The 24,000-nt window shown below is 62.8% G+C and carries 26 protein-coding genes and 1 tRNA gene; 13 read left to right on the top strand and 14 right to left on the bottom strand.

The genetic code is table 11. From position 1 onward, the window contains the following. Positions 1–188 precede the first annotated feature (188 nt). The 10 genes from HUU99_RS05330 to HUU99_RS05285 all read left to right on the top strand — a co-directional run bounded on the left by HUU99_RS05330 (position 189) and on the right by HUU99_RS05285 (position 11,153). Positions 189–1,310 (top strand): carbohydrate kinase, encoded by a 1,122-nt coding sequence (locus HUU99_RS05330; protein ID WP_217430786.1) that lies wholly within the window; start codon positions 189–191, stop codon positions 1,308–1,310. Beyond that, complete coding sequence (locus tag HUU99_RS05325; RefSeq protein ID WP_254602942.1) at positions 1,307–2,284, top strand: pseudouridine-5'-phosphate glycosidase; 978 nt, start codon at positions 1,307–1,309, stop codon at positions 2,282–2,284. Before HUU99_RS05330 ends, HUU99_RS05325 begins: the two co-directional genes overlap by 4 nt. 85 nt (positions 2,285–2,369) lie before the next feature. Next, positions 2,370–3,389 carry an ABC transporter substrate-binding protein gene (locus tag HUU99_RS05320; RefSeq protein ID WP_217430785.1) on the top strand — a complete coding sequence of 340 codons (1,020 nt, stop codon included), beginning with the start codon at positions 2,370–2,372 and terminating at the stop codon, positions 3,387–3,389. A 38-nt stretch (positions 3,390–3,427) separates the two neighbouring features. Then, positions 3,428–4,480, top strand: coding sequence for an ABC transporter ATP-binding protein (locus HUU99_RS05315; protein ID WP_174285539.1), 1,053 nt, complete (start codon positions 3,428–3,430; stop codon positions 4,478–4,480). Further along, a complete protein-coding gene (locus HUU99_RS05310; RefSeq protein WP_174285538.1) occupies positions 4,477–5,316 on the top strand; it encodes an ABC transporter permease in 840 nt (279 codons plus the stop codon). Before HUU99_RS05315 ends, HUU99_RS05310 begins: the two co-directional genes overlap by 4 nt. Then, entirely contained in the window at positions 5,313–6,095 is a 783-nt protein-coding gene (locus HUU99_RS05305) for an ABC transporter permease (RefSeq protein ID WP_174285603.1), read from the top strand. The genes HUU99_RS05310 and HUU99_RS05305 overlap by 4 nt, the downstream gene beginning before the upstream one ends. Before the next feature lie 196 nt (positions 6,096–6,291). Next, entirely contained in the window at positions 6,292–7,005 is a 714-nt protein-coding gene (locus tag HUU99_RS05300; RefSeq protein ID WP_174285537.1) for a TauD/TfdA dioxygenase family protein, read from the top strand. Between the two features lie 89 nt (positions 7,006–7,094). Further along, complete coding sequence (locus HUU99_RS05295; protein ID WP_174285536.1) at positions 7,095–9,419, top strand: TonB-dependent receptor; 2,325 nt, start codon at positions 7,095–7,097, stop codon at positions 9,417–9,419. Then, on the top strand, positions 9,400–10,374 hold the full coding sequence (locus HUU99_RS05290) for an isopenicillin N synthase family dioxygenase (RefSeq protein ID WP_217430784.1): 975 nt from the start codon (positions 9,400–9,402) through the stop codon (positions 10,372–10,374). The genes HUU99_RS05295 and HUU99_RS05290 overlap by 20 nt, the downstream gene beginning before the upstream one ends. Positions 10,375–10,388: 14 nt before the next feature. Beyond that, positions 10,389–11,153 carry a class II aldolase/adducin family protein gene (locus tag HUU99_RS05285; RefSeq protein WP_217430783.1) on the top strand — a complete coding sequence of 255 codons (765 nt, stop codon included), beginning with the start codon at positions 10,389–10,391 and terminating at the stop codon, positions 11,151–11,153. Positions 11,154–11,171: 18 nt separating this feature from the next. Here the strand turns inward: HUU99_RS05285 and HUU99_RS05280 are convergent, their stop codons facing one another. Both HUU99_RS05280 and HUU99_RS05275 read right to left on the bottom strand, forming a co-directional pair. Continuing rightward, complete coding sequence (locus tag HUU99_RS05280) at positions 11,172–12,122, bottom strand: isopenicillin N synthase family dioxygenase (protein WP_217430782.1); 951 nt, start codon at positions 12,120–12,122, stop codon at positions 11,172–11,174. 23 nt (positions 12,123–12,145) lie between these two features. Then, the gene (locus HUU99_RS05275; protein ID WP_302479972.1) at positions 12,146–13,111 is read right to left on the bottom strand and encodes a nucleoside hydrolase; all 966 of its coding nucleotides are present in this window, start codon (positions 13,109–13,111) and stop codon (positions 12,146–12,148) included. A 137-nt stretch (positions 13,112–13,248) separates the two neighbouring features. Between HUU99_RS05275 and HUU99_RS05270 the strand changes: the two genes are divergently transcribed. Continuing rightward, the gene (locus HUU99_RS05270) at positions 13,249–13,608 is read left to right on the top strand and encodes a hypothetical protein (RefSeq protein ID WP_174285533.1); all 360 of its coding nucleotides are present in this window, start codon (positions 13,249–13,251) and stop codon (positions 13,606–13,608) included. On the opposite strand, the gene HUU99_RS05265 is transcribed toward HUU99_RS05270, so the two are convergent. The 4 genes from HUU99_RS05265 to HUU99_RS05255 form a co-directional block, all read right to left on the bottom strand. After that, a complete protein-coding gene (locus tag HUU99_RS05265; RefSeq protein WP_174285532.1) occupies positions 13,569–14,303 on the bottom strand; it encodes a hypothetical protein in 735 nt (244 codons plus the stop codon). The genes HUU99_RS05270 and HUU99_RS05265 overlap by 40 nt on opposite strands. A 1,263-nt stretch (positions 14,304–15,566) precedes the next feature. Then, positions 15,567–15,716, bottom strand: a complete 150-nt coding sequence (locus HUU99_RS15370; RefSeq protein WP_217430781.1) for a hypothetical protein — start codon at positions 15,714–15,716, stop codon at positions 15,567–15,569. Next, positions 15,709–16,107: a hypothetical protein gene (locus HUU99_RS05260; RefSeq protein ID WP_174285531.1), complete on the bottom strand. Its 399-nt coding sequence runs from the start codon at positions 16,105–16,107 to the stop codon at positions 15,709–15,711. The genes HUU99_RS15370 and HUU99_RS05260 overlap by 8 nt, the downstream gene beginning before the upstream one ends. Then, positions 16,107–16,385, bottom strand: coding sequence for a hypothetical protein (locus HUU99_RS05255; protein ID WP_174285530.1), 279 nt, complete (start codon positions 16,383–16,385; stop codon positions 16,107–16,109). Before HUU99_RS05255 ends, HUU99_RS05260 begins: the two co-directional genes overlap by 1 nt. 8 nt (positions 16,386–16,393) lie before the next feature. Here HUU99_RS05255 and HUU99_RS05250 point away from each other — a divergent pair, with 8 nt between their 5' ends. Next, positions 16,394–16,558 carry a VOC family protein gene (locus tag HUU99_RS05250; protein WP_174285529.1) on the top strand — a complete coding sequence of 55 codons (165 nt, stop codon included), beginning with the start codon at positions 16,394–16,396 and terminating at the stop codon, positions 16,556–16,558. Positions 16,559–16,830: 272 nt separating this feature from the next. Here the strand turns inward: HUU99_RS05250 and HUU99_RS05245 are convergent, their stop codons facing one another. The 7 genes from HUU99_RS05245 to HUU99_RS05215 form a co-directional block, all read right to left on the bottom strand. Continuing rightward, positions 16,831–17,385 carry a hypothetical protein gene (locus HUU99_RS05245; RefSeq protein ID WP_174285528.1) on the bottom strand — a complete coding sequence of 185 codons (555 nt, stop codon included), beginning with the start codon at positions 17,383–17,385 and terminating at the stop codon, positions 16,831–16,833. Further along, on the bottom strand, positions 17,378–17,974 hold the full coding sequence (locus HUU99_RS05240; protein ID WP_174285527.1) for a papain-like cysteine protease family protein: 597 nt from the start codon (positions 17,972–17,974) through the stop codon (positions 17,378–17,380). The genes HUU99_RS05245 and HUU99_RS05240 overlap by 8 nt, the downstream gene beginning before the upstream one ends. Further along, positions 17,961–18,818 carry a hypothetical protein gene (locus HUU99_RS05235; protein WP_174285526.1) on the bottom strand — a complete coding sequence of 286 codons (858 nt, stop codon included), beginning with the start codon at positions 18,816–18,818 and terminating at the stop codon, positions 17,961–17,963. Before HUU99_RS05235 ends, HUU99_RS05240 begins: the two co-directional genes overlap by 14 nt. A gap of 341 nt (positions 18,819–19,159) precedes the next feature. Continuing rightward, positions 19,160–20,212: a hypothetical protein gene (locus tag HUU99_RS05230; RefSeq protein ID WP_174285525.1), complete on the bottom strand. Its 1,053-nt coding sequence runs from the start codon at positions 20,210–20,212 to the stop codon at positions 19,160–19,162. A gap of 87 nt (positions 20,213–20,299) precedes the next feature. Further along, positions 20,300–20,560, bottom strand: a complete 261-nt coding sequence (locus tag HUU99_RS05225; protein ID WP_174285524.1) for a hypothetical protein — start codon at positions 20,558–20,560, stop codon at positions 20,300–20,302. Positions 20,561–20,567: 7 nt separating this feature from the next. Then, the gene (locus tag HUU99_RS05220; protein ID WP_174285523.1) at positions 20,568–21,200 is read right to left on the bottom strand and encodes a hypothetical protein; all 633 of its coding nucleotides are present in this window, start codon (positions 21,198–21,200) and stop codon (positions 20,568–20,570) included. Positions 21,201–21,692: 492 nt separating this feature from the next. Further along, positions 21,693–21,767: transfer RNA gene (locus HUU99_RS05215), tRNA-Thr, on the bottom strand. 81 nt (positions 21,768–21,848) lie between these two features. Here HUU99_RS05215 and HUU99_RS05210 point away from each other — a divergent pair. Continuing rightward, positions 21,849–22,001, top strand: a complete 153-nt coding sequence (locus tag HUU99_RS05210; protein WP_174285522.1) for a hypothetical protein — start codon at positions 21,849–21,851, stop codon at positions 21,999–22,001. Between the two features lie 47 nt (positions 22,002–22,048). Here the strand turns inward: HUU99_RS05210 and HUU99_RS05205 are convergent, their stop codons facing one another. Further along, on the bottom strand, positions 22,049–23,851 hold the full coding sequence (locus tag HUU99_RS05205) for an aminopeptidase P family protein (protein WP_254602940.1): 1,803 nt from the start codon (positions 23,849–23,851) through the stop codon (positions 22,049–22,051). Between the last annotated feature and the right edge of the window lie 149 nt (positions 23,852–24,000).

The following is a 24,000-nucleotide window of genomic DNA, read 5'->3' as shown; positions in this document are numbered from 1 at the left end:
CGTTCCGTTGTCATCGATGCCGATCCCAAACAAATCCACTTTTTCGGTATCGCGACAAGCCCACGGTAGCTCCCATCGCTTCAATGCTGAAGATTGGTCTCTCGGCAAACAAGTGTTTGCCGATCCGACAAATACGTGGCAGACCTCGGATCCCCAAGTTGGAAGACGCGGTGCCAAAAAGAGACAAATTGAGCGAGCAGGAGCAGGCTGTGCTGGATGGCATCGCTGCAGACCCGTTTGCAGGTCAACAGGAGATAGCCGACAGCCTCGGGTTGGCCCGCCCGACCGTTGCCACCTACATCGCACAGCTCACCCGCAAAGGCTATCTGTGCGGCCGCGCGTACGTCCTTGCGGAGGCCAAGCGCATCGTCTGCGTCGGCGGCGCGACGGTCGACCGCAAATATCGGTCGCAGCAGGCACTCCAACATGGCACCTCCAACCCGGTAAACAGCCGCCGAAGTTTCGGCGGCGTGGCGCGAAACGTCGCCGAAACGCTGGCACGATTGGGCGCGGCCAGCAGCCTGGTTTCCGTATTGGGCGACGACGAAAACGGCCGTTCGCTCACGAAGCATCTGCAATTCAGCGGGGTGGATACCACGCGCCTTCTTACCACCAATACGCATCCGACCGCCGAATATCTGGCCATCCTGAATCCGGACGGCGAACTTGCCTATGGCATTGCCGACATGGAGATTTTCGATACCGTCACGATCGACGATCTGCATGGGGTCTGGCCGACGCTGGCCGGTGCCAGCTGGCTGTTCGCGGACTGCAACCTTCCGACCCCGGTCATGGCCTGGCTGCGGAACCGGCGCGTCGGCGCGCGGTTTCGCCTGGCCGTCGATCCCGTCTCCGCGCTCAAGGTCATGCGCCTTCAGGGCGAGCTGCACGGTATCGACCTCCTGTTTCTCAACGTCCAGGAAGCCCTCGCGCTGACGGCGGCAGATTCGGCGACATCACCGGACGCATTGTGCAAGATTCTGCTGCAACGCGGCACCGGCGCGGTCGTCCTCACCATCGGCAGTGACGGGCTATTGGTGGCAGAGGGCGAAAGCCTGACCGCCTTGCCCAGCCTGAAGGCAAACGTAGTAGACGTCACCGGCGCAGGGGACGCGCTGATCGCCGGCACCCTGTCGCGGCTCCTCGATGGAGAACCGCTTGAAGAGGCGTGCCGCACGGGGATGCTCGCGGCGGTGCTTACCATCGAAAGCGAAGAAAGCGTCAATACCTCGACATCATCCGAGCTGATCGAGCGCAACCGCCATCGCCTTGCCGGTTTGACGGCTGAACGAAGGAAAGTCTTACAGTGAAATATCATCCCGGTCCCGATGACCTGCCCTTGAACTTTTCGGACGCCGTCCGGCAGGCCCTGGCGGCGGGACGTCCCGTGGTCGCACTGGAATCGACCATCATCACACATGGGATGCCGTTCCCGGAGAACGTCGCCACGGCGCGGGCGGTCGAGGAGACGGTTCGGGAGAATGGTGCCACGCCTGCGACCATCGCGATCATCGAGGGCCGGGTTCGCATCGGGCTGGAGGACGCGACCCTCGACTGGCTGGGCCGTGCCAAGGACGTGCTCAAGCTGAGCCGAGCCGATTTGGCCTTCGCCATCGCAGGTGGAAAAAACGGTTCGACTACAGTGGCCGCTACCATGATCTGCGCCAGGCTTGCCGGGATCGATGTCTTCGCCACGGGCGGCATCGGCGGCGTCCATCGGGGGTTCGAGACCAGCTCGGACGTCTCCGCGGATCTAACGGAATTTGCGCGTACCGACGTGGCGGTCGTCTGCGCCGGCGCGAAAGCCCTGCTCGATCTGCCGCGCACCCTGGAATATCTCGAAACCGAAGGCGTGCCCGTCATCGGTTATGGCACCGACCTGTTCCCGGCTTTCTGGAGCCGCAGCAGTGGGCTTCCGGCCCCCTTGCGGCACGATACCCCGCAGGCGATCGCGAAGATGATCCGGATGCGGCGCCTGCTGGGTCTGTCGGGAGGTGTGGTCGTCGCCAATCCGGTTCTCGAGCGGGACGAAATCCCGTCGGAGGAGATCGCGGCCCATATCGCCCAGGCGGTTGCCGAAGCGGAGACGGCCCGGATCACGGGCAAGGCGGTGACACCATTCCTCCTCGGCCGGCTTCTGGAACTGACCCAGGGTCGCAGCCTCGCGACGAACATCGCACTGGTCCACAACAATGCCGTGCTGGCCGCCCAGCTGGCGGCTGCCCTGCGGCAGGATGCGCCCCAACCCCAACCGCGGTCCGAGCCGATGCAACTCGTGCATTAGATCCGCACCGCATCGGTCACGACAGCGCCGCTCCCACCCCCATGAAAACGGATTTTCGTGCCATGATCGTTTTTCCGTGACGCCATTGGACCGTAGATTTTTCCTGGCGGGGGCGGCGGCAAGTTGCCTGGGTGGCGCGGCGCAGGCACGGCCGCCCGACAGCCTGATCGTGACGACCTATGGCGGCAGCTGGGAGACGTTCTGGCGAAGCACCCTGCTCCCCCTATTCGAGCGACGTACCGGTGCCGACGTTCGGCTGGATGTCGGGTTCGGGCGCACCTTCAGCGCCAATCTGCGGGCCGCGGGACGCGGCAGGTCGGATTATTCCATTCTGATGATGAACGAGCCGTTCATCGAGCCCCTGATTCCCGGAGGATATTTTGAACGGCTCGATCTGTCGCGGCTCCGGAACTATAAGGATCTGCACCCTGCGGCACAGAGCCTCAACGGCGTTTCCCTGGTCGGCATGATCTCGCCCATTGGGATCGGCTATCGAACCGATCTCGTCCATCGTCCCCCAACGTCCTGGCGCGACCTGTGGACCAACCCGGAATTTCGCGGGCGGCTGGGCCTCTACAATCTGCAGAACAGCGTAGGCAAATCTATGGTGACGCTGGCCGGTCGGCTGTTCGGCAAGGGGCCGACCGACATGAACGGCGCCTTCGCCGCGCTGCGTCGGCTCGGGCCTGTCCTGCAGACGGATTTCAACATGTCGACCATGATGGGCACCGGAGAGATCATCGTGGCGCCGTATGATTTCGGCGAGATCGCCCGTCTGCGCCAACAGGGGCTTCCCGTCGCCTGCGTCACACCGCGCGAAGGCCTGTTGATGTGGGATCAGAGCTTTTGTTTCTGTGCCGGCGCATCGGCGCGCGAACTGGCGTACCGGTATCTGGATTTCCTGCTGGAGCCGGATATCCAGTTGCTGCTCGCGCGCCGGTTCTTCGTCACACCGGTCAATCGCAAGGTCGTCGTGCCGCCGAACCTGCGGGCCGCCGTCCCGATCACGGGAACGCAGCTGGATCGGATCCTCCCGACAGACTGGAACTGGGTCAACCGCCATGCCCTCGAACTCGAGGCACGATGGTCGCAGACCTTCGAATGAACTCCTTCCTCTAGCATCTGGCAGGGACGAACGCGCGCATGACCAACGTCGTCATCGAGGCCCTCACGAAACGATATGGAACCACGACGGCGATCGATTCCGTGTCCTTATCGATTGGGGAAGGCGAATTCGTTTCGCTGCTGGGTCCCTCTGGGTGCGGAAAATCGACAACCCTGCGATTGATTGCCGGTTTCGAAACGGCCGATACCGGCCGCATCCTGTTCGATGGCGAGGACGTCGCCCATCTGCCCCCCAATCGGCGCGACATCGGGATGGTGTTCCAGTCCTATGCCTTGTTCCCGCATATGACCGTGGCGCAGAACCTCGCGTTCGGCCTTGAGATGCGCAAAATGCTGCCGGCGATGATCCGCAGCCGGGTCGCCAAGGTCCTGGAGATGGTTCGGCTGGTGCCGGAAGCGGACCGCTATCCTCGAGCACTCAGCGGTGGCCAGCAGCAGCGGGTCGCGCTGGCGCGGGCCCTCGTCATCGAGCCCCGCATCCTGCTGCTGGACGAGCCGCTTGCCAACCTCGACGCCAAACTGCGCGACGAGATGCGCGAGTTCATCACCGATCTGCAGCGGCGGGTCGGGATCACCACGATCTACGTCACCCACGATCAGGCGGAGGCGATGGCGATGTCCGATCGGATCGTCGTGATGTTCAAGGGCGAGGTGGCCCAGTTCGGGGCCCCGCGCGACATTTACGAGCGCCCGCAAGGGCTCGAGATCGCCACCTTCATCGGCCAGGCCAATTTCCTGCAGGCCTCGGTCACCAATGCGGATGGCCGGACGATGGCCCACACCGTCCTGGGCGCGCGTGAACTTCTGCAGGACGCACCGGCGGAAGGGCCGGTGTCGGTGCTGGTCCGTCCCGAGGCGCTGACGCTGGCGAACGCCGATGAGCCGGGGGTGGTAAGCGGCTCGATCGACTCGATCCACTATAGCGGCAGCCTCACCGAATACCGTGTGCGCCTGCCTGGTGGAGAGATGGTCAGCGTTCAGGTGGTTGGCCCGGGCCGCCAGGAGCGCGGGGATGCCGTAGGATTGCGATTGGCCGCCGACCCCCTCTGGACGATCGGTCGTGCGGCATGAGCCGGCGCTTTCTCCTCCTGTTGCCGGCGTTGCTGATCCTGGTTCTGCTCGTGGCATTACCGTATCTCAACATCATCCTGATTAGTATGCGACCGTCCACCGATGACGGGGCGTATGGCAGCGGCTTCACCTTCGCCAATTACATGACCGTTTTGGCTAGCGCCTACTCCTGGCGGCAGATCGGCACGACGCTGCAAATCGGTTTCATCACCACCGCCGCGGCGCTCCTTCTGGGTTGTCCGGTCGCATGGAACCTGGCGCGATCGCCGGGACGAAGCCAGGCACTGCGCAACGCCATCGTCTTGTCGCCCATGCTGGTGAGCATCGTGGTCCGCTCCTATGGCTGGACGATCCTGCTAGGCAACAATGGCGTCATCAACCGGGCGGCCCGGGCGCTCGGCCTGACCACGTCCGTCATTCCACTGATGTACAATCAGCTGGGGATCATCATCGCCCTGACCCACGTCTTCCTTCCGTTCATGATCCTGCCGATCCGGGCGCAGCTGCAAAAACTGGATCCGACGATGGAGCAGGCCGGCCTCAGTCTGGGCGCGTCCCGCCGCACCGTCTTCTGGCGCATCATTTTGCCGCTGGTCATGCCCGGCGTGCAGACAGATTGCGTGATCGTCTTCATCCTGTCGATCAGCGCGTATGTGACTCCCGTGCTGCTGGGCGGCATGCAGGTTAAGACCATGCCGATGACCGTGGTCGACACCCTGATCGACTCGTTCCGTTGGCCGCTGGGCGCGGCTCAGGCCCTCATCCTCGCTGTGTGTGGCGGCCTGATCGTCCTGGTTTTTCTTCGTCTCACGCCCTTGCGGTGGAACCGCCCATGAGGACCTTTCGCGCGAGCAGCTGGCTCAGCGGTGTGATCTACGCCTTCCTTCTCGCGCCGATCCTGGTGGTCATCGTCGCCTCGTTCAATGCCGGCGCGTTCCTGACGTTTCCGCCGCAGGGTCTGTCCCTACGCTGGTATGCGACCTTCCTTCACAACGAGGTCTTCGTGCAGGCCTTTCTCACCTCGATCCGAATCGCCGCGGTCGCGACCCTATCGTCCGGCATCATCGGAACCCTGGCGGCGCTGTATACGGCGCGGGCGCGCCCATCGGTCGCCAACAGGGTCCGAATGGCGATGATGATACCGATGCTGCTCCCCGAAGTGCTTACCGCCATCGGTCTGCTGTTCTTCTTCTATGCGCTGGGCATCGGTCTTCATTATGGCGTTGCGCTGCTCGCGGGCCACATTCTTCTGACGCTGCCCTTTATCTATCTGAGCGTTTTGACGTCTCTGCAAGGCTATGACTGGTCGTGCGACTTGGCCGCGCGCAGTCTCGGCGCGGGGCCTTTCAAGACGTTTTTTCGCATCACGTTTCCGCTGATCAGACCCGGCGTGATCGGCGGCTGCCTGTTTGCCTTCATCGCTTCGTTCGATGCCTTCTCCACGTCGTTCCTGCTGAAGGACATCGGTACGGCGACGCTGCCGCTGCAGCTATTCGACTATCTCAGATTGAATTTCACCCCAGAGGCCGCGGCGGTCTCGAGCTTCACGATATTCGTCACGCTGCTCGTGATCGTCGTCACGGAGCGCCTAGCCGGGGCCAAATTACCAAAATGATGAAAACAGTTGTCGGCTAACAAAATAATTGTTGACGTCGTCCGCGTGCTTTGGTGTGATGCCCTCCATAAGGGGGCTGAGTCATGAATATCAAAAGCAGTGCTAATTTCGCGGGCACGATCGAGGATTTCGATCTGCGGACGATCACCGATGCCCAAGCCGCCGAATTAAGGCATCGCTCGATCGCCATGGCTTGATGGTCGTGCGCGGCCAGACCCTGGCACCCGAAGATCTGGTCGATTTCGCCGGCCGCTTCGGCCCCGTCGAATACGGCGTTCGTGAAGACTATCAGCTTCCCGAAAACCCGGACGTCTATGTGATATCGAATATCGTCGAAAACGGTAAGCCGATCGGCAACCCGAGCGACGGCTTTGCCTGGCACACCGATCTCAGCTTTCTCGAGCATCCGACCGCCTATACTTTCCTATATGCCCTGGAAGTGCCCGAAGAAGGGGGCGATACGGAATTCGCCAATGTCGCCGTTAGCTACGACAAATTGCCGGCCGAGCAGAAGGCGCGCCTCGATCGGATGTCGGTTCGGCACAGCTACACCATGCTGCACGCCACGCGCAAAAATGCGCGCGCCCTAACCGAAGAGGAGGAGCGCCGCATGCCCGACGTCATCCATCCGATGGTGCGGACGCATCCAGCGACGGCCCGCAAGGCGCTATACCTCGGGCCCGACACGTCCCTGCCGGTGGGCCTCGATCCAGACGAGGGATCGGCCCTGATCTTGTCGCTGATGAAAAAAGCGACCGAGGCACAGGAAGTATACGCGCATCATTGGCGCGCTGGCGATCTCGTCGTGTGGGACAACCGGACGATGGTTCACCGCGCTACCGAATATGATCGAGCGCGCTACCGGCGTCATCTACACCGCGTCACCGTGCGGGGCGAACGCCCTTTCTAACGTCTTACCGCGGGTCACCACGCCGCTCATTCCCAAACCGAATGGAGCGTCCATCAGTAGAAAGTGCACCCCTATAGAGGAGACTGTAAATGCGTTACACGACTCTTGCCGTATCGCTTCTAGCCTCCGCTATGCTGGCCAGTCAGGCCTTCGCACAGAACATCGCGCCGACGACGTCGGACATCATCGTCGAGGGCCGTACCATCACCAAGGATGGCGTGAGTAACCAAACAGTGGCCGGCGGCCTCATGATCGACGAGGACGCGCCGCGCGTAAAGCAGTCGGTGACGCGCGACTATATCGCCAAACAGCTGCCGACCGCCAATCCCGAACAGCTGCTGGCGCTCCAGCCCGGCGCGAACGTGACCATGGGAGACCCGTTCGGCCTCTCCGTCGGTCACCTGTCGGTGCGCGGTCTGGACATCGCCGAAATCGGCTGGCTGTTCGAAGGCATGCCGTTCAACAACGGTGCCGTCTACCCGAACGAAGTCGTCGATAGCGAGAATCTTTCAATCATCACCCTGACGCCGGGATCGGTGGATTTCGACGTGCCCACATTCGGTGCCGCCGGCGGTCTGGTCGAGCTGCATTTCCGCAATCCATCGAAGACTCCCGGTGCCTATGTGAACCTGGCGTATGGCTCCTACAACTTCAATAACCAGTTCGTGCGGTTGGACAGCGGTGATATCGGCAATACCGGGATGCGCGCCTTTATCTCGGGCTCCAACACCTCGTCCGACTTCTGGCACGGACCCGGCTACAATAGCCGTCAGCACATCGACTTCAAGATGATTAAGGAATTCGACGGCGGCAGTTCCTCCGCTCTGTCGGTTTCCTGGAACACGCAGGTATTCGCGCTGGAACGCTGGCCGACCCTGGCGCAGTGGAACGCGAGCGGCCTGAACTGGACCTATGACCGCACCTTCACGCCGGGCATGACCACGCTCTACGCGCTTCACGAAAGCGCCTTTGCCAACGTAGCGGCCTCCTGGCCCAACCGCATCAAACTGACCACCAAGCTCGAACTGGCGGTCACACCGTATTTCTTCCACGGATATGGGACCAGCCCCGGCGGCGCCCAGCTATCCGAGACAGGGACCTATTCGGGGCCCAACAAGGTTACGTTCTTGCCCCTTCCCGTCGGCGACGGCACCTCGACCGTCGCCAATTCGGCGACGGTCTACACACCCAATATATACGAACAGTTTCGTACCGGTGTTAACGCCGCACTAAACTATCATATCGGCGGCCACACCTTTACCGTTGGCTATTGGTATGAAAACGACTATGCATCGACCACGGGCGTGCTAGTCGCGCTGCAGGGCGCAAACGGCAAGCCGGACAGCGTCTGGGCCAGTTCGGGTCTGATCCATCTGCCTAATGGCGACCTCTACCGCTCCAGCTACACGGAAGCCTATGCCTGGGTGAACGGCTTTTTCATTAGCGACCGCGCCAGCCTGCTGAATGACCGGCTGGAAATCGACGGCGGTTTCAAGGAGGTCGGGTTCTCGCAGGAGGGCCGTAACCTGATCCCCGGCGAGACCCCCGTTCGCACGGCGCATTACTCGATCCCCTTGCCGACCCTGGCTGCCCGCTACAAGTTCAACGATCAGCATCAAATCTATGCGAACGCGGGAACCAACTTCCTGACCCCGCAGGCGTCGCAACTTTTCGATGTCTATAGCCAGACCACCGGCCAGATAACCCAGGTCGGTGTCAACAATCAAAAAGCGGAATATTCCATCGTCGAGGAAATCGGCTACCGCTATTCCGGCGACCTCTTGAGCGGTTCGATCTCGGCGTTCAATTATAACTTCAGGAATCGCCAGATCGCGACCAGGGTCCTGCAGAACGGGGTGGCGGTCACCCAGTATATCAACGCCGGCAACCAGACGTCACGCGGCATCGACGTCGAAGCGGGGCTGCGCTCCTGGCATCACATCCGACCCTTTGTTTCCGCTGAGTATCTTCACGCAATCAACGACAGCAATATCCAGGCGCTGAACGGCGATTATCTGCCGACCCAGGGCAAGTACGCCGTCCGATCCCCGAAGTTCATGGAGTCGTTCGCCATCGATTATGATAACGGCAACGCCTTTGCGAACGTCGGCGTCCACCATACCAACTCTCAATATTCGACCTTCATGAACGATGAGCAGATACCAAGCTACACCACCGCGAACGTGACGATCGGCTACCGGTTGAAGAGCATCGGTGCGGCCAAGGCGCCGACGATACAGCTCAACCTGGTAAACATCACCAACACCAAATATCTCGGTGGCGTCTATTCGACCCAGTACAACGCGCTGCCGACCCGCGGGATCAACGGCACCACGATCGCCGCATCCGGCTCGCCCACATATCTGCCTGGGGCAGGCTTCGCGGCAATCGTCAGTGTCGCGACTTCGTTCTAGGACGAAAAGCATGCCTCAAGCTTCGACCCAGGACATTCCGGTCATCGATCTCGCCGCGTTCGGCGGCCCTGACGACGCCGCATCCGACGCGGTCGTCAGGGCCGTCGAGGCCGCTTGCCACCGGCTGGGCTTTTTCCTCGTGACCGGACACGGCGTGGATCCGGCTGCGACGCAGCGGCTCTATGATCTGGCCCGGATCTTTTTCGATCGACCGGAGGCGGGGACGCATAACAGCCTCGGTGACGAAGAGGGCGGCCTGAGCTACAGTGCGCTGTGCCAGGAAACGCTGAGCGCGACGGCCGGGGTCATCGGACCGGGCGACTATAAGCGAAGCCTGAACCACGGCCCCCGGCTACCGGGTGGCCCTTGGCCGGCGGAACCTTCGGGTCTCGCCTCCGCTTTTTCCGACTATTTCGAGCAGATGGAGCGTCTGGCGGCCCGGCTCTTGCAGATCGCGTGTGCCGCCGTCGGCTTGCCATCCGACTTTTTCGAGCCCGATTTCGTCGGCCATCTGTCCGCCTTGCGCGTGATCGACTATCCGGCACCGCTCGGCCCTCCTTCGGATGGTCAGCTACGGGCCGGCGCCCATACCGATTACGGCTTCCTGACCATCCTCCGGTCCGAGGCTTCTGCCGGTGGCCTGCAGGTGCACCGCCGCGATGGCGGTTGGATCGACGTTCCGGCCCTAGACGATGCGTTCGTCATCAACATCGGCGATGCGTTCATGCGCGCGACGAACGACGTCTGGGTCTCCACGCCTCACCGGGTCGCCTATCCGCCGGCCGATCGCCGCGCGGGTTCACGGCGACAATCCATCCCGTTCTTCTATAATCCCAGCGCGAGCGCGGTGATCCGCTGCCTCGACGCCTTTTGCGGCAGCGACCGCGAACCGCGCTATGCTCCTGTCTCCTACGGCGACTATATCGCCCTCAAGACCCGGCAGGCTAACGCTTAGGCCAGGAAATGATCATGACGATTGCCCAGCCTCGCTCGAACGAAAGCCGGTACACCGCCGAGGATGATGCGGTTCGCTGCGAACTGGCGGCCATCTATCGCCTGCTGGCCCATTTCCAGATGACCGACCTCATCTACACGCACGTCAGCGCACGACTGCCCGGCGGCCATGACCGGTTCCTCATCAACCCCTATGGCATGCTTTTCCACGAGATCTGCGCCAGCGATCTCGTCGAAGTCGGCGCGGACGGCTTCCCCGTGGATGCGGACTCGGGTGCGTTGGTCAATCCGGCGGGTTTCAACATCCATTCGGCGATTCATGCCGGCCGGCCGGAAGTCCGCTTCGTCATCCACACCCACACGCGGGCGGGCGCGGCGGTTTCCTGTCAGAAGGACGGACTGCTGCCCATCAGCCAGCATGCGCTGATGTTCTACGATCGCCTGGGCTATCATGAATATGAGGGGTTCGCGCTGGACTCGGAGGAGCGCGCCCGGCTGATCCAGGACATCGGCGATCACAAGGGGTTGATCATGCGCAACCACGGCTTGCTCGTGGTGGGCCGCACCGCCGCGGAGGCCTTCAACCGGATATACACGCTGGAACGTGCCTGCGACATCCAGATCGCCGCGCTGGCCGGCGGGCGCGAGCTGGTCGAGCCCACGCCGCAGGTGCAGGCCCATACCGGGCACCAAGCCAATCCCGAAGACCTCGCCGACTGGGAAGAACTTGGGTGGACCGCGGCGCTGCGTCTGCTCGGTCAAGGCAACTACCGGAATTAGATAACCCGCCCTACAGGCTCATTCGGCCGCCTTGCGACGATAGGCATAGTTCTTGTTCAGCCGCTCCAGCAGATAATCGCCATAGACGACCGGCGGCTTCGGGGGCTTCTCGCCTTCCTTCACCAGCGCCGGCGGGCAACTTACCAGTGCGTCCATGCCAGGATCGAAAAAGAACGGCATGGAATAGCGGTCCTGCGGCTTCAGATTGCGCACCCGGTGGGGGGTCGACGCGAACCGGCCGTTCGACCAGCGCTGAAGGATATCGCCCACATTCATGACATACGCGCCCGGAACGGGGGGAGCCGCGATCCAGTCCCCGTGTTTATTGCAGACCTCCAGTCCACCGACGTCATCCTGGATCAGCAGGGTGATGAATCCGTAATCGGTATGCGGGGCGGCGCCGAACAGGCCGGCATCGTCTTCCTGACGCGGATAGTGCAGCAGTCGCAGAAACAGGGTCGGCGTGCTGAAATAGGGTAAAAACCATTCGCGCGGCAACCCAAGGGCTTCTGCCAGTCCGCCCGCCATCATTTCCCCCAGGCTCGTCAGCCGCGCCATATAGGCCAGCGCCACCTCGCGGAATTGCGGCAGCTCGTCAGGCCATTGATTGGGACCCTGCAGGGGTCGGCCGAGATCCGGATCGTTCGGCGACAGCTCGTGCATGACCATGAGCGACTCGCTCTGGTTGGGCCGGGTCACCGTCGCCACGCTGGATGTCACCAGAGTAGATGCCGAGAACGGGATATAGCCGCGGTGGTATTCGTTCAGCGCGATGGCCTGCTTGGCCTCCATCGGCAGCGTGTGGAAGGCCTTGGCCATGTCCCACAACGCGTCGATCGTCGCTGGCGGCACGTCGTGGCCCACGAGATAGCAAAAACCGCTTCGCTCCAGCGTGTCGCCCAGCGCAGCGACCGTGGCGGCGCGCGCTTCGGGATCAGTGCCCTCCGCCAGCGCCTTGACGTCGATCACGGGTATCTCGGAAAAGTCGCCTCTCATCGGTTCCTCCCATAGGCTGGTGACGACCGGCTCGGTGCCTGGGGCAATGTGGCGAGCGCGGCGAACATTCGACGGTACAGTTCATCAGGGTGAAGACAGCGGCGGAGCCACTGGCAATTGTCCGGCTGACCGGTCTGCCGCAGCCAATCCACCACCGTCATGCCGGTGGTCAGGCTGCCGTTCAGTTCGATGCCGACCGGGCAGTGCCGCCCCTCGAAAAGATCTGGCCACAACAGCGCACCGACGGCGATGGCATCGTGCAGCGGTCGCGAGCGTGTACCAAACTTCTTGTTTCCGTGGATTTCGAAGAACCGCATCATGCCGGCACAGGCCCGGCCCACCTCCGTACCCAACATCTCCAAATCCTCGGACCATCCGATGGGTGCGGGCGCGGTGTGGGTGCAGTCGATCGGCACCGCCGTGATGCCGACCCCCGACGCCAGAACGATCGCGGCCGCTTCCGGATCGACGAGGATGTTGTATTCGGCCGCCGGAGTCATATTGCCGCCTTCGAAATAGCCGCCGCCCATGAAGATGATGTGCGCGATGCGATCGGCGATCGCCGGTTCGAGGCGCAAGGCCAGCGCCAGGTTGGTCTGCGGCGCCAGCGCGATCACGCTGACGCTGCCGGCCGGCTCGCGCAGCAACGTTTCGACAAGCCATTCCACCGCGTTGCGCGGCGTCGGCGGATGCTCGGCCGGCGGCCAGTCCCAGCCGTCAATTCCGGTCTCGCCATGGATATCGATCGCGGATCGCCGGCTTCGCAGGATCGGCCGGTCGGCACCGGCGCAGACGGTGACGTCCGGATAGCCGGCAAGCTCCACGATACGCCGGGCATTGTCGGCCGTCTGCGCCGCCGGGACGTTGCCGCTCACCGTGGTGATGCCCAGGACTTCGACCTGCGGCGACGCCAGCGCCAGCAACAATGCGAAGGCGTCGTCCTGTCCCGGATCGGTGTCGATGATGACACGGTGCAGGTAAACGTCTCCGATGCGGTGCCCGGCCGCGCTGAGACGCGCCGCCTTTCGACTTGTGTTGATAGAGTAGTCATATATTGTTCCGCGTCAACACGGGCCAACGCTCAAGGAGCATCCGTCCGATGTGTCTCATCATCGCCAGTCAGATGACCGAAGCGATGAACGGTCGAATACGCCTTCTGCCGAGCGCCCCAACTGTCGCCGCCATATCCGTCGGGCAATGGGCCACCGTCATGGATGCCGACATGTTCGTCGTGGCGCCGGTTCTCTCTTGGCACCCCTCGCCGCCCCGCCCGGCCGGCTGGCCCGGGCGACTGCGCTGGATCTGCTTCGCTTCGGCAGGCGTAGACTTCTATCCGCGCTGGCTCCTCGAGGTCCCCCTGCTCACCTGCGCGCGGGGCGTGGCCTCGGAGGAAATCGCGGACTATGTGATGGCCGCGATCTATCTTCCGAGATGCTGGACGGTGAAGGTGACGCTCTGACGCTTCCAAAGATCACGCAGCACCTGGTCTGCATCCAGACCATGCGCCGCGAGGAGATCCAAGGTGATCGCATCGACCTCGAGATCGGCGCCGATGGTCTCAAGTTCGAGAAGCCGTTCCTGCCGCTCGCGCTGTTCCTCCCGAAGGCCCTGGATCTCGTCCGCTACGTCGGCTGCTTCCTCGACGTAGTATTCGGAGACCGTGGGCCGAAGGTAGAAGGAGGTGTGGCGGACCCGGAGTTCCGCGAGCACGTAGGAGATCGCGTCCTTCCACGAGCCGCCCGCGAGGTGCCAGGCATAGGCAGGCTTCAGCCCGACGCGGTCGAGAAGAAGGTCGAGCCCATCTGCACGGGCCGCTGTGATCACCTCGACGGCGGCCTTCCGAACGCCGTTCACATATCGCAGCAGCATCTTCTCGCCACGCCTCAAGTTCACCAGCGCATCGGCGAAGTGGCCGATGTGGACGTCCATCTTTTCTGGGGTGTCGGCTTCGAAGAAGCCGTTGAGCGGCATCAGGGGCATGATAAGCTCGGCTCCGACGGGAACGCGCAGTAGGAAAGGATACCCCTGGTCGTCCTCGTCCACCCACAGGCGGTCGACGGGAACGTCCGCATGTCCGCCGGCATCGAGCTTCGCGCGGATTGTCGCCACGAACTGGCGATTCGTGATGTTCACATATGCAGCTTCGGTCTTCAATTCACGTCTCATGCTGTGGCCGCAACGGAAGGAGGCCTTTTCCCCGTTCCCTGCGTACTCACGCCGTCTGCTCGATAGATGCTCCGGGATCGCGCCGCTTGGCGCCAATACCAAGATCGTCACTTTAAGACTAAAGCGTTGGATTACGCTGCGTGACTGAATGGTTCAGCTGAAGCTGATTTGTATTTTTACGTTGCGCTTGTCGTTAATGTCCGCCGGTAGTGCGCTTCGACTTGGTCGAATGTAACAAAGCATCGTCTACGCTCCCCCTGACCTATGATCGCCGATATCGTTGATGGGGTTGTGAGTGAGCTGCTGGTAAAGATGTGTTACCGTCAGCGCCGATGCTGCGCTTCCGCCGATATTCTGCAATTCCGTTCGCAGATAACCGCGAGCTACCGCGCACGCAGGATCGAAAGGCGCGAAGGTTCGCCGGTGGAAGGCCCCGCTCAGAAGCGGAATTGCAGCTTCTGCTGTGAGGCTGCGGAGGTGTTACGGGCCTCTGAGTTCGGCTTGCACGTTAGCGACGCTTAGCGGTACCGCGTCAGGTCGCGGCGGTTCGACATCCGTCCCGCTTTCCCGCTCGACCATGACCATCTCGACTGTCCCGACGCGAGCCGTCTTGGCGCCGGCTTCATGCGCGTCGTGTTGTGTCTCGGCGGCATCGACCTCGCCGCGACAACCTCAAGCTGGTCCGTAGACCGTTGGAATTCGCCCTCGCTCCAGATGCGGTCAATCGTCCAACCGTGGCACTCGAGAACGGACCAGCGCGAGCGAACCCGGTCGCGGTCGCAGTCGCGGGCCGAACGCGCACCGTATTACGGGGCGCTCACAGTCGATGCCGAGCAGGTAGCGTCCTGGCCAGTCGGCCTCGGACACGGCAAGGTCGATGATAACCCGGCCTCGTAGCCACTTTCCAAGCCTGCCATCGGCTATCGGAATTTCGGTCGCGGACAGCGCGGGACGCACAGGGGTGAAGGCCCGGTCTCAAAGCTCCGCAATGCTGCGCTCCTGATTTCCCATTCCCGAAGGTCGATCATATAACCTGGAATTTGGAGCTGCGCATGTTCATCATCTCGGACGTCCTTCTCGCGGCCTTGAACCTCGCGGAGATCTCTCCGGCCGCCGTGAACTCCGCGTACGACCGCCGGATCTTGTGCCGACAGGGCCCCATGAACGAGGTCGATCACTTTCCTCGGCGGATCAGCGCGGCGACCCGGCAGGCTGTCCACTTCCTGCGGCGACGTAACAAACGGTTGCTCGTTACCTTCGGTGCTCGTAGCCGAGCATGGCGGCGAAGCAGGACAGCTCGCGGAAGGAACGGAAGAGCGGGGTGCCCGTGATCGGGTGTGAAAGCTGACCGAGCTTTATGCAGAGCTCGCCGTGCTCGGCCATTCTGCGGACGTTACGCATGGGATGTCTCCACCTCGACGAGACGCACCTGGTTGCGTTCCTGGTTGAAGAGGGACCGGCTGTGGGACACGCCTCCCACAATGATCTCGTCGCCGGTCCTGCCCTCGCGATCGCCCCTGTTCTCCGAGACGAGGATGTACTGCCGACCGATCCTGGGACCAAGTGCCTCGATCACGCCTCCCTCCGTATGGCCGCTCGACAGGAGGAGCAGGATCTGGCTCGCCATCTCTGGCAGGAACGCGGCCGTCGCGCTTCGATAGGACTTGTCGAGATGCCCGATCGGCGCGTCGAGCACCAGCGGCGCGACCGTGCCGGGCGACAGGATCGCGTGTTCCTCGCCTAGTCGCGATCGCGCGAAATCGACCAGCGCCGCGGTGAACGCCAGACTCATCACTGGTTCTCGCCACCGCTCTTGGGCACCGGACCCTCGACGTTTTCGAGGTGCAACGACATCGTGAAGTCTTCGGCGAACTCGAAGCGGTAGGCGCGACGCGCGGCGATCTTCAGGATCTTGTTGATCTCGGTCTGGATATCGCTGCGGGCATCGCTCTCGTATTCGGCGAGACGCGTCCGGAGCTGCGCCGCGGCTTCGATCGCGAGCGAGCGCTTGCCGAACCCCGGATGGTGTAGGCATACCAGGGGGAATCGGCGGCGGCTCCGGCTACGCACCGCGCGCGATGTTCTATGTCGGCGTTGACGACGTCGAGACCGCTCTGCGGGAAGCCGTCGAACTAGGCGGGATACGCATCTTGGGCCCGGTCGAGCATCCCAATGGAAAGCTGAGCGTAGGACACTTCACCGATCTGGCCGGAAATCTGATCGGGATCGCCGGGCCGAGATAGGATTGCAGAAGGGGCGGAGGGGCAGGAAATTGCCTCCCTTATCGCGGAACGAAGCCATCCACACCGCGCATCATTCCGGTCAACTGCTTCCGCCCGTCTCGTAACACTCACCGCGGTGCTTGAGATGTCGTGCACCACCCGACGATCGACCGCCACCCTGGTTGCGCGATCCCTGACTGTCAGCGTCGCGGGCGGCCATTGTCGCCCTGGCCCACCAGACAGCTCGGCGAGTGCGGCCCTGGCCGACACCGTTCGCTGTGTTTGCCTATTCCTTAAAGACCTTGGTCTGGCTGCACTTCTGCTTTCGAACGATCCCTTCGATCAGCCGACGCTCGGCTCGCGATGTCGAACAGATCGTCGGCGCTCATCAATGCGACAGGGGTTCCCGTCTCTCGGCCCTCAATCCGTAGCAAGCAGATCATGTTTTCTCCGTCGCGGTGCAGTCTCAAAGCTGCGAGCGAAATTGACTGCTGAAGGACAATGCTTACCCCGTCGTACTCCGCTCCGGTTACAGTGAGTTTTGCGAGACCTTGGTCGATAAGCTCCGGAAGCTCACTTCGGTTCGTTAGCGACAACAGCGTTGCCTGCTCGTCTGCCCGGGTTCGTGCGTACGAGACGGCTTTCCCACGCTCGTCTCTGATCAGGTGCAACTCAAGGTTTTCACTCACGAACCGACGCCCGGTGCTGGACGACTCCGATCCGAGATATAGCGTTTCAATCGGGAACGCCTCGGCCAACGCGAACTTGCTGCGCTGGGCGAACTGGTGCTCGTCTGCGGCGGGCAGCCAGCTCCCGATCTGCTGAGCGACTAGCGTTCGGTCAGTCATTTGCGGAGCCCTCGTTTTCCACTGGCCCTTGGCTGAAGGTGAGCGCTCGCTTCGTGAAGCCGATGTCGTACCATAGCCCTTCAAGGCTGCCCTGCTGGTAGGCCTGCATCATGTCCTCGAACGTGTGGATCGCGTCCTCGCCGGAAGCTGGGTCGAGCACGCGCACCCTCCCGTCGGCGTAGACGCCGCCTAGAATGATCGTGTGATAGCCGGTCCCGTCGTTCCAGCGTATGTAGGGTTGAAGCGGCCAGTCGGCAGCGAGCCAATTTCCGACCCAGACCGAACCGACGGTGTCCCCTTCGGCGATAAGCTGTGCCCTCGAAAGATAGAGGCAATTGAGCTTGTAGATCGTCATGTAAACGTCTTGGGGCCAAGCGGTCTGATCCACGAAATGGCCGTACGTCGCCGTGACGACGTCTGGAAGGTCTACCACCAGCCGCAAATGCCGGAGAACCATCGTCGCGCACGCGGCCCAGCAGAGATCCGCGTAGGGCGCCTGCGTGACCAGATCGACATTGCTGACCATGTGGCCGCCGGCGGGGCCACTTGGTGCGATCGCGAGCCACTTCGATCGATCACTTTCCGGCATTGTTGACGTTCGGTGCGTTCGCCCCCGGGACATCGGCGCATCTGTTGGTGTCGGCACTCGGCGGCGACTGAACTCCATTGGGTGTGAAGTAGGCCACCGTGCATACACCGAGCGGGCTTCTACTCGTAACCGGCACGAACGCGTAGATGCCGGGACGGAGAGGTGGCTTGTCCGGTTTTGTGATTGCCGTCTCCCCCGCGCCCGGCGCTGCACCTGGCGCCGCTGCGGCAGCAGCCTTCGCGGCACCTCCGGTTGCGACGGAGGCGATCGCTTGCAGCGCGGCCGTCGCGACGTCGGCCGCCTTGGAGTTGTCTACCTTGCCGCCGACCGCCGTAAGCATGCCGTTCTGGAAGCTGAGCTGAAGGGACGACGCGCCAAAGAGGCCGCTCTTCACGCGGACGGCGACCGCGTGGGAATAGTCGGGAAGGTAGACGATCTTCATCACGAACGTATCGGTCTGCGCAACGAAGCTGGTGTCGGATCCCGTGCCGACGGCCGGCGCAGGTGTGCTCGCGTCGGCGGCTGGGGTGGCGTCCGCAGCACCAGGACCGAAGGGGCCTGCAGCCACCGGTGCGCCTGGAACGAGGCCGCCGCCCGGCGGCGGTGCGGGCAGCGCGGCAACCACTTTCTTGCCTGCGGCCGCAGCGCCACCCGCGTTGGGGGTGACAGACGTGGTCTTTCCTGGAAGTTCAGCCACGACCAAGTACGGTGTCATTCTTGGAATGCGAAAGCCTTGCTCCGCCCCGGGCTCGGCCTTCTTTCCCTGTATGTCCAGAGGTACCACCTCCATCGATGCGCACGATGTCAGAAGAAGCGTGGCAGCTGAGAACATGACGAATCGCATTATACGCCCCCGTTTGTTCGGAGGATATTGCGCGGGGTCAATTCTGCAAGCAGTTCTTCGCCTTAACGGTCGAAGCGCTGGGATTCAGGAAGTGCCTATAGCCGGATTGAGAATGCCACGACGTATCAATCCTCCTCAAATCTGGATCAAATATTACTTACTTGTTCAAGTAATTATACAATTGTTTCAGTTGTTTGTCTTCGCGCAACCTGCTGCTCAAGCCTCACGAAAAATGCGCGTCGCACTCACGCGAATACGCCTAGGATCTCCGCGGGCGCACCTTCGAAGATCCGGACGCAATCGGGTTGTCATCTAACGGACAAGCTAGAGAGCGCTGAGTATCAATCCCTGATCGGCTTCATGTCCTGTCGCCGTATAGGGTGCTGATGCGGTGTCCATTCCTCGACCCTCCGATAAACTCGCACATGAAGCCTGATGTCACGTACATGGCTCCAGTCCAGCGGTACGTCACCGAACGCGTAGTCGACCTGGTCCAGAGAGAGCACCCATCGTCCCCTGGCTGGCATGTGGCGGATAATACCCGGGTCGCACCAGTCCACACCGCTCCGCGGCGGTTCGACAGTTACGCCTGCCAAAGTCGCACGGGGCCTCCTCTCGAATGGCTTGGCTTCCGCGTTCTCGACCGCGTAATTTGGCACCGTGATGCCAAAGGTCGCGTTGACCAGCGTTGGAAAGGCGAATTGCCCCTGATTACTCAAAACGATTGAGCACCCGACGGTGCTGATCCGGTCACCTTCGCGTATTCCGTGAGCTTCATCGAGATCAAACGCTAGGTACCGCATCGGGACAGCGCCGCCGACCGGCGCTAGTTCACCAAAATTTTCCGCGGGCCGAGGCGGGGGCGCGGGCTGGGGCTCGAACTTGATCACCAGTATGATGTCGCCGTGGAGAACCGGTCCAACCGCGGGCGGCGTGATCAACCCTATGAAAGGGCGAAGGGAGATCTGGACCTCGGTTTCGACGGTGAGCGATTGCAACGCCTCCCAGCTGCGAATCGCGTCACGGGTCCAGTTCACGCTGGTCTCAAGCGGTTTATCAGCATTGATCGCGACTGGCTCAAGTTCCAGCCCGTACGCCCGGTTAAGCCCGTCCGCGCTCGCCAGCATCTTGTCGACGGCCTCGGCAAAATCCTCGGTGATCAAGGTTGCGACCCGGGAGGCTCGTTCGCCGAAGGCAAGTGGACTCCCGGGTGCCTGCCGCAGCTCGCGGGAGGCAGCCCGATGCGCTTCGCTCTTATCCCACTTCGTAGCAATCAACTCTGCTCGGACGCCGTTCGCTGTTGATGCGGCGTTGGTTGTTTCGATGGCAGCCTGAGCCGACGCACTCAGGCCCGGTGCAAGGTCCCCCTTGCTCGCATCGAAAGCCTTCTTCACCTCCGTCTGTGCTTCAGCTCCCGCTTTGCGCGTCCGCTCGTCCCACGCAGCAAGATCGATGGCACGCAGAGTGGCGTTGATATCGTCCTAAAAGCTATCATCCCGCGATGCCTGGATCGCTCGAACTGCGAGATCCAAGTACTCGCGACGGTAGGCAAGGCAGCGGTCGAGCAGCTTGGACGCGTCTCTCAGCAGATCTTCGAAGTGCGTGAAGTCGTCGATACGGGGGTCGATGCGGCTACGCGCCGTTGCGATTTCGGCCAACGTTGCGTCAAGGGGTGGCGGGAAATCCTTCAGCCAAGGCGTCGTCTTCTGGAGAGACTCAAGGATTTGAAGGACGGCTGGCATGTCGGTGCTACTCCCCATCTTTCGTCGGTCCGCCCGGCTTCGATATGCCGGGTTCGTCGTCGTTATCATCGTCTGCGCCGGCGCCAGTGTCGCCGGCACCTCCGTCACCCAGATCGTCCGACATCTTCTCTACGCGCTCCCTCATCTCCCGAAAGGTCTGGTTGACCTCTCTGGAATCAAGCAGCGCGGCGCGAGGATCGATCTCCCTGCCGAGCATCGTCGTCCCGAAGGACTGCAGCGCTGCACCGAACTCCGCGAAATCTAGTGCGTGCTCCCTGCCAAATATGCTTCCGCCCAACAACGCCGCGACCTTGCCGCCGGGCGTGATCAATACTGCGGCTTGCCTCACAGCTGCGCGGCTCATGCCGGTCGTTCCCGGCACCATATCGTTGACGAACTTGATCAAGCTAGCCGCGAACGCCGTAACAGCCGGGAAGGCCTCAAGGATGGTAGCTCCCTCGACGGCGATGATTTTATATTCTTCGAGACCGACCGCAAGGGCCAGCGCGTCCAGCACCAATTCGCGGTCGCGCTCTGACAAAGGCGACGGACTGCCATAGATGTCCATCGGCTTCGAGATCATCTCACGAACGACTGTGTGAGGATCTGCAGGTCCATAATCACTTCGCGCCTGCGACATGACCCTCTCCCTCGTGCACGCCGAAAAAGCATGTAGGCAACAACACGGTCAATCGAAAATTGCGGGTCAGAACTGCGGCGTCAATTACTTCGTGTGGTCAAGGTGTTCGCGTCAGACCAGCGCCGGCCTGAGGAAATAGAACGCCGGTCGCCGTCACGACCTCTTCGTAGGGGTACCTTGGTCAGGAATTTGCATGAAGGACCGGATCGCGCCCGCCAGTCACCAGCAGGCCGGACTCGATTACCGACACGCGGACGGAGGCTCTGACCCGCCGTCATTCTGTCTGGCGTTTCCGTGTCGGTGCCTAGTCGTTCATTTTGAGGGCTACACAGATCCAACGGACACGCGCATCAACGCCGATGCCCGCGGAGATAACAAGCTATGATGAGCAAGCGAGCAGCCGATCTAAGACATCACTGCGCGTCGTGATCGCCCGGTGTTGACCCGGTCCCCGAGGGGAATGACCGTTTCCCGCCTAAGTCACTGAAAAACTGGTGCTGCCGGTGAGGATTGAACTCACGACCTCAGCCTTACCAAGGATGCGCTCTACCACTGAGCTACGGCAGCACTCGTCCGTCGGACGGAAGCGCGCCTAGAGCGGAGGGGGGGGTGATTGTCAAGGCGCACGGCGCGCGCTAGCCGACCGCGATGGCGCAGAAGGACGACAAGGCCGAACGGGACGCACGGTTGGCCGCGGCGTTGCGCGCCAATCTTCGGCGGCGCAAGGCGGTGCCGGCGGCCGATCCGTCGACGCCTGCCGCCGACGACCCCGCCGATCCGGGCCGCTCCCCGTTCGCATAGGACCATGCCCGCGACGCCCCCGCAGCCCGGCACCGCGAGCATTCGCATCAGCCGATGCGCGCGCATTTGCGGGTCAGCCATGCCGCATCGTCCCCCTGCAACAGCGGACCGATGACCGCGATCACGCTGGCGTGATAAGCGTCGAGCCAGGACAACTCGTCGGGCGTGAGCAGCGCCGGTTCGATCAGATCGCGCTCGATCGGCGCGAAGGTCAGCGTCTCGAAGCCGAGCATGACGCGGTCGGGATCGGCCCCCGCGACGACCCGCGCCTCGATCAGCAGCAGGTTCTCGATCCGGATGCCGTACTCGCCCGCCTTGTAATAGCCGGGCTCGTTCGACAGCATCATCCCCGCGCGTAAGGGCTCCAGCGCCGCGCCACCGGGATAATCGGGCTTCGCGATCCGCTGCGGCCCCTCGTGCACCGCCAGATAGCTGCCGATGCCATGGCCGGTGCCATGCGCGAAATCGAGTCCCGCCTCCCATAAAGGTCGCCGGGCGAAGGCATCGATCTGCCCGCCCATCGTGCCGTCGGGAAAGACCGCGGTCGCGATCGCGATATGCCCCTTGAGCACGCGGGTGAAGCGGTCGCGCATTTCCGGCGTCGGCGCGCCGATCGGCATCACGCGGGTCACATCGGTGGTGCCGTCGGCATATTGGCCGCCGGAATCGATCAGGTACAATTGCCCCGGCAGGATCGGCGCGTTCGACTGCTCGGTGACGTGATAATGCGGGATCGCGCCGTGCGCGCCGGTGGCGGAGATCGATGGGAAGCTGAGATCGAGCAGCACGCCGCTGTCCTGCCGGAACGCGAGCAACCGGGCGGCGGCGGACAGTTCGGTCTGGCCGCCCTTGATACATTCGCTCTCGACCCAGCGGAGGAAGCGCGTCAGCGCCGCGCCGTCGCGCGCGGCGGCGGCACGGTGGCCGGCAACTTCGGCCGGGTTCTTCAGCGCCTTTTGCAGGACGACCGGATCGCGTAAAGGCACGATGGTCGCCCCGCCCGCCTCCAGCGCGTCGAAGATCGCCGACACCGCACGTTCGGGGTCCGCCACGACGCGCTTGCCGGCATAGCCCGCCAGCGCCCCCGCGAACGCGGACCGGTCGTGGATCCGCACCGCATTGCCCAGATGCTGGCGTACCGCGTCGTCGATCTTCTCGGGCGCGACGAACAGATCGGTGGTGCCGTCGCTGCCGACGATCGCGTACGCCAGCGCGACGGGCGTGTGATCGACATCGCCGCCGCGCACGTTCAGCGCCCAGGCGATCGAATCGAGTGCGGACAGCACGACCGCATCGGCGCGCTTGTCGGCCAGCCAGTCGGCGATCCCGGCGCGCTTGGCGGCGGAGTTCACCCCGGCGACCGCATCGCGGTGAACGGTCAGCCGCGCGTCGGAGGGCGCGGGGCGATCGGGCCAGACCGCATCGACCGGGTTGGTGTCTACGGGCACCAGCACCGTGCCCTTCTCCGCCAGCGCGGCCTTCGCCTCGGTCAGCCAGGCGCGGGTGTGGAGCCATGGATCATAGCCGATCCGCGCGCCGTCCTTCGCATGCGCCGCCAGCCAGGCGGCGACGCTCGATTGCGGCACATCGACGAACTGCCAGTCCTCGGCGGAGACCTGTTCGCGCACCTGCAGCGTGTAGCGCCCGTCGGTGAAGATCGCCGCGCCCTCGGGCAGCACCACCGCGGTCCCCGCCGATCCCTGGAACCCCGTCAGCCAGGCGAGCCGCTGCGCATAGGCGCCGACATATTCGCTCATATGCTCGTCGGTCAGCGGTACGACGAAGCCGTCCAGCGGCAAGCGCGCGAGTTGTTCTCGGAGCGCGGTCAGGCGGGCGTGGTGGTCTGGCACGGGATTTCTCATCGGCTAAGTTTACAAAGGTGACGGTGGTCGCGAAAATTCACGCCCCCCACGCCCGCGGGAAGCGGGGGGCGACAGGCGAGGCGGCGGCGGTCCATCCGGCGGCCATGCCAGATGCGCATGCTGTAGGACAGCCGCCG

Source organism: Sphingomonas bacterium (genome assembly GCF_903642285.1).
In the GTDB taxonomy this organism is placed as follows: domain Bacteria; phylum Pseudomonadota; class Alphaproteobacteria; order Sphingomonadales; family Sphingomonadaceae; genus Sphingomonas.
Note: the sequence above shows the minus strand (reverse complement) of the source record. Positions and strands in the feature narration are given on the sequence as shown.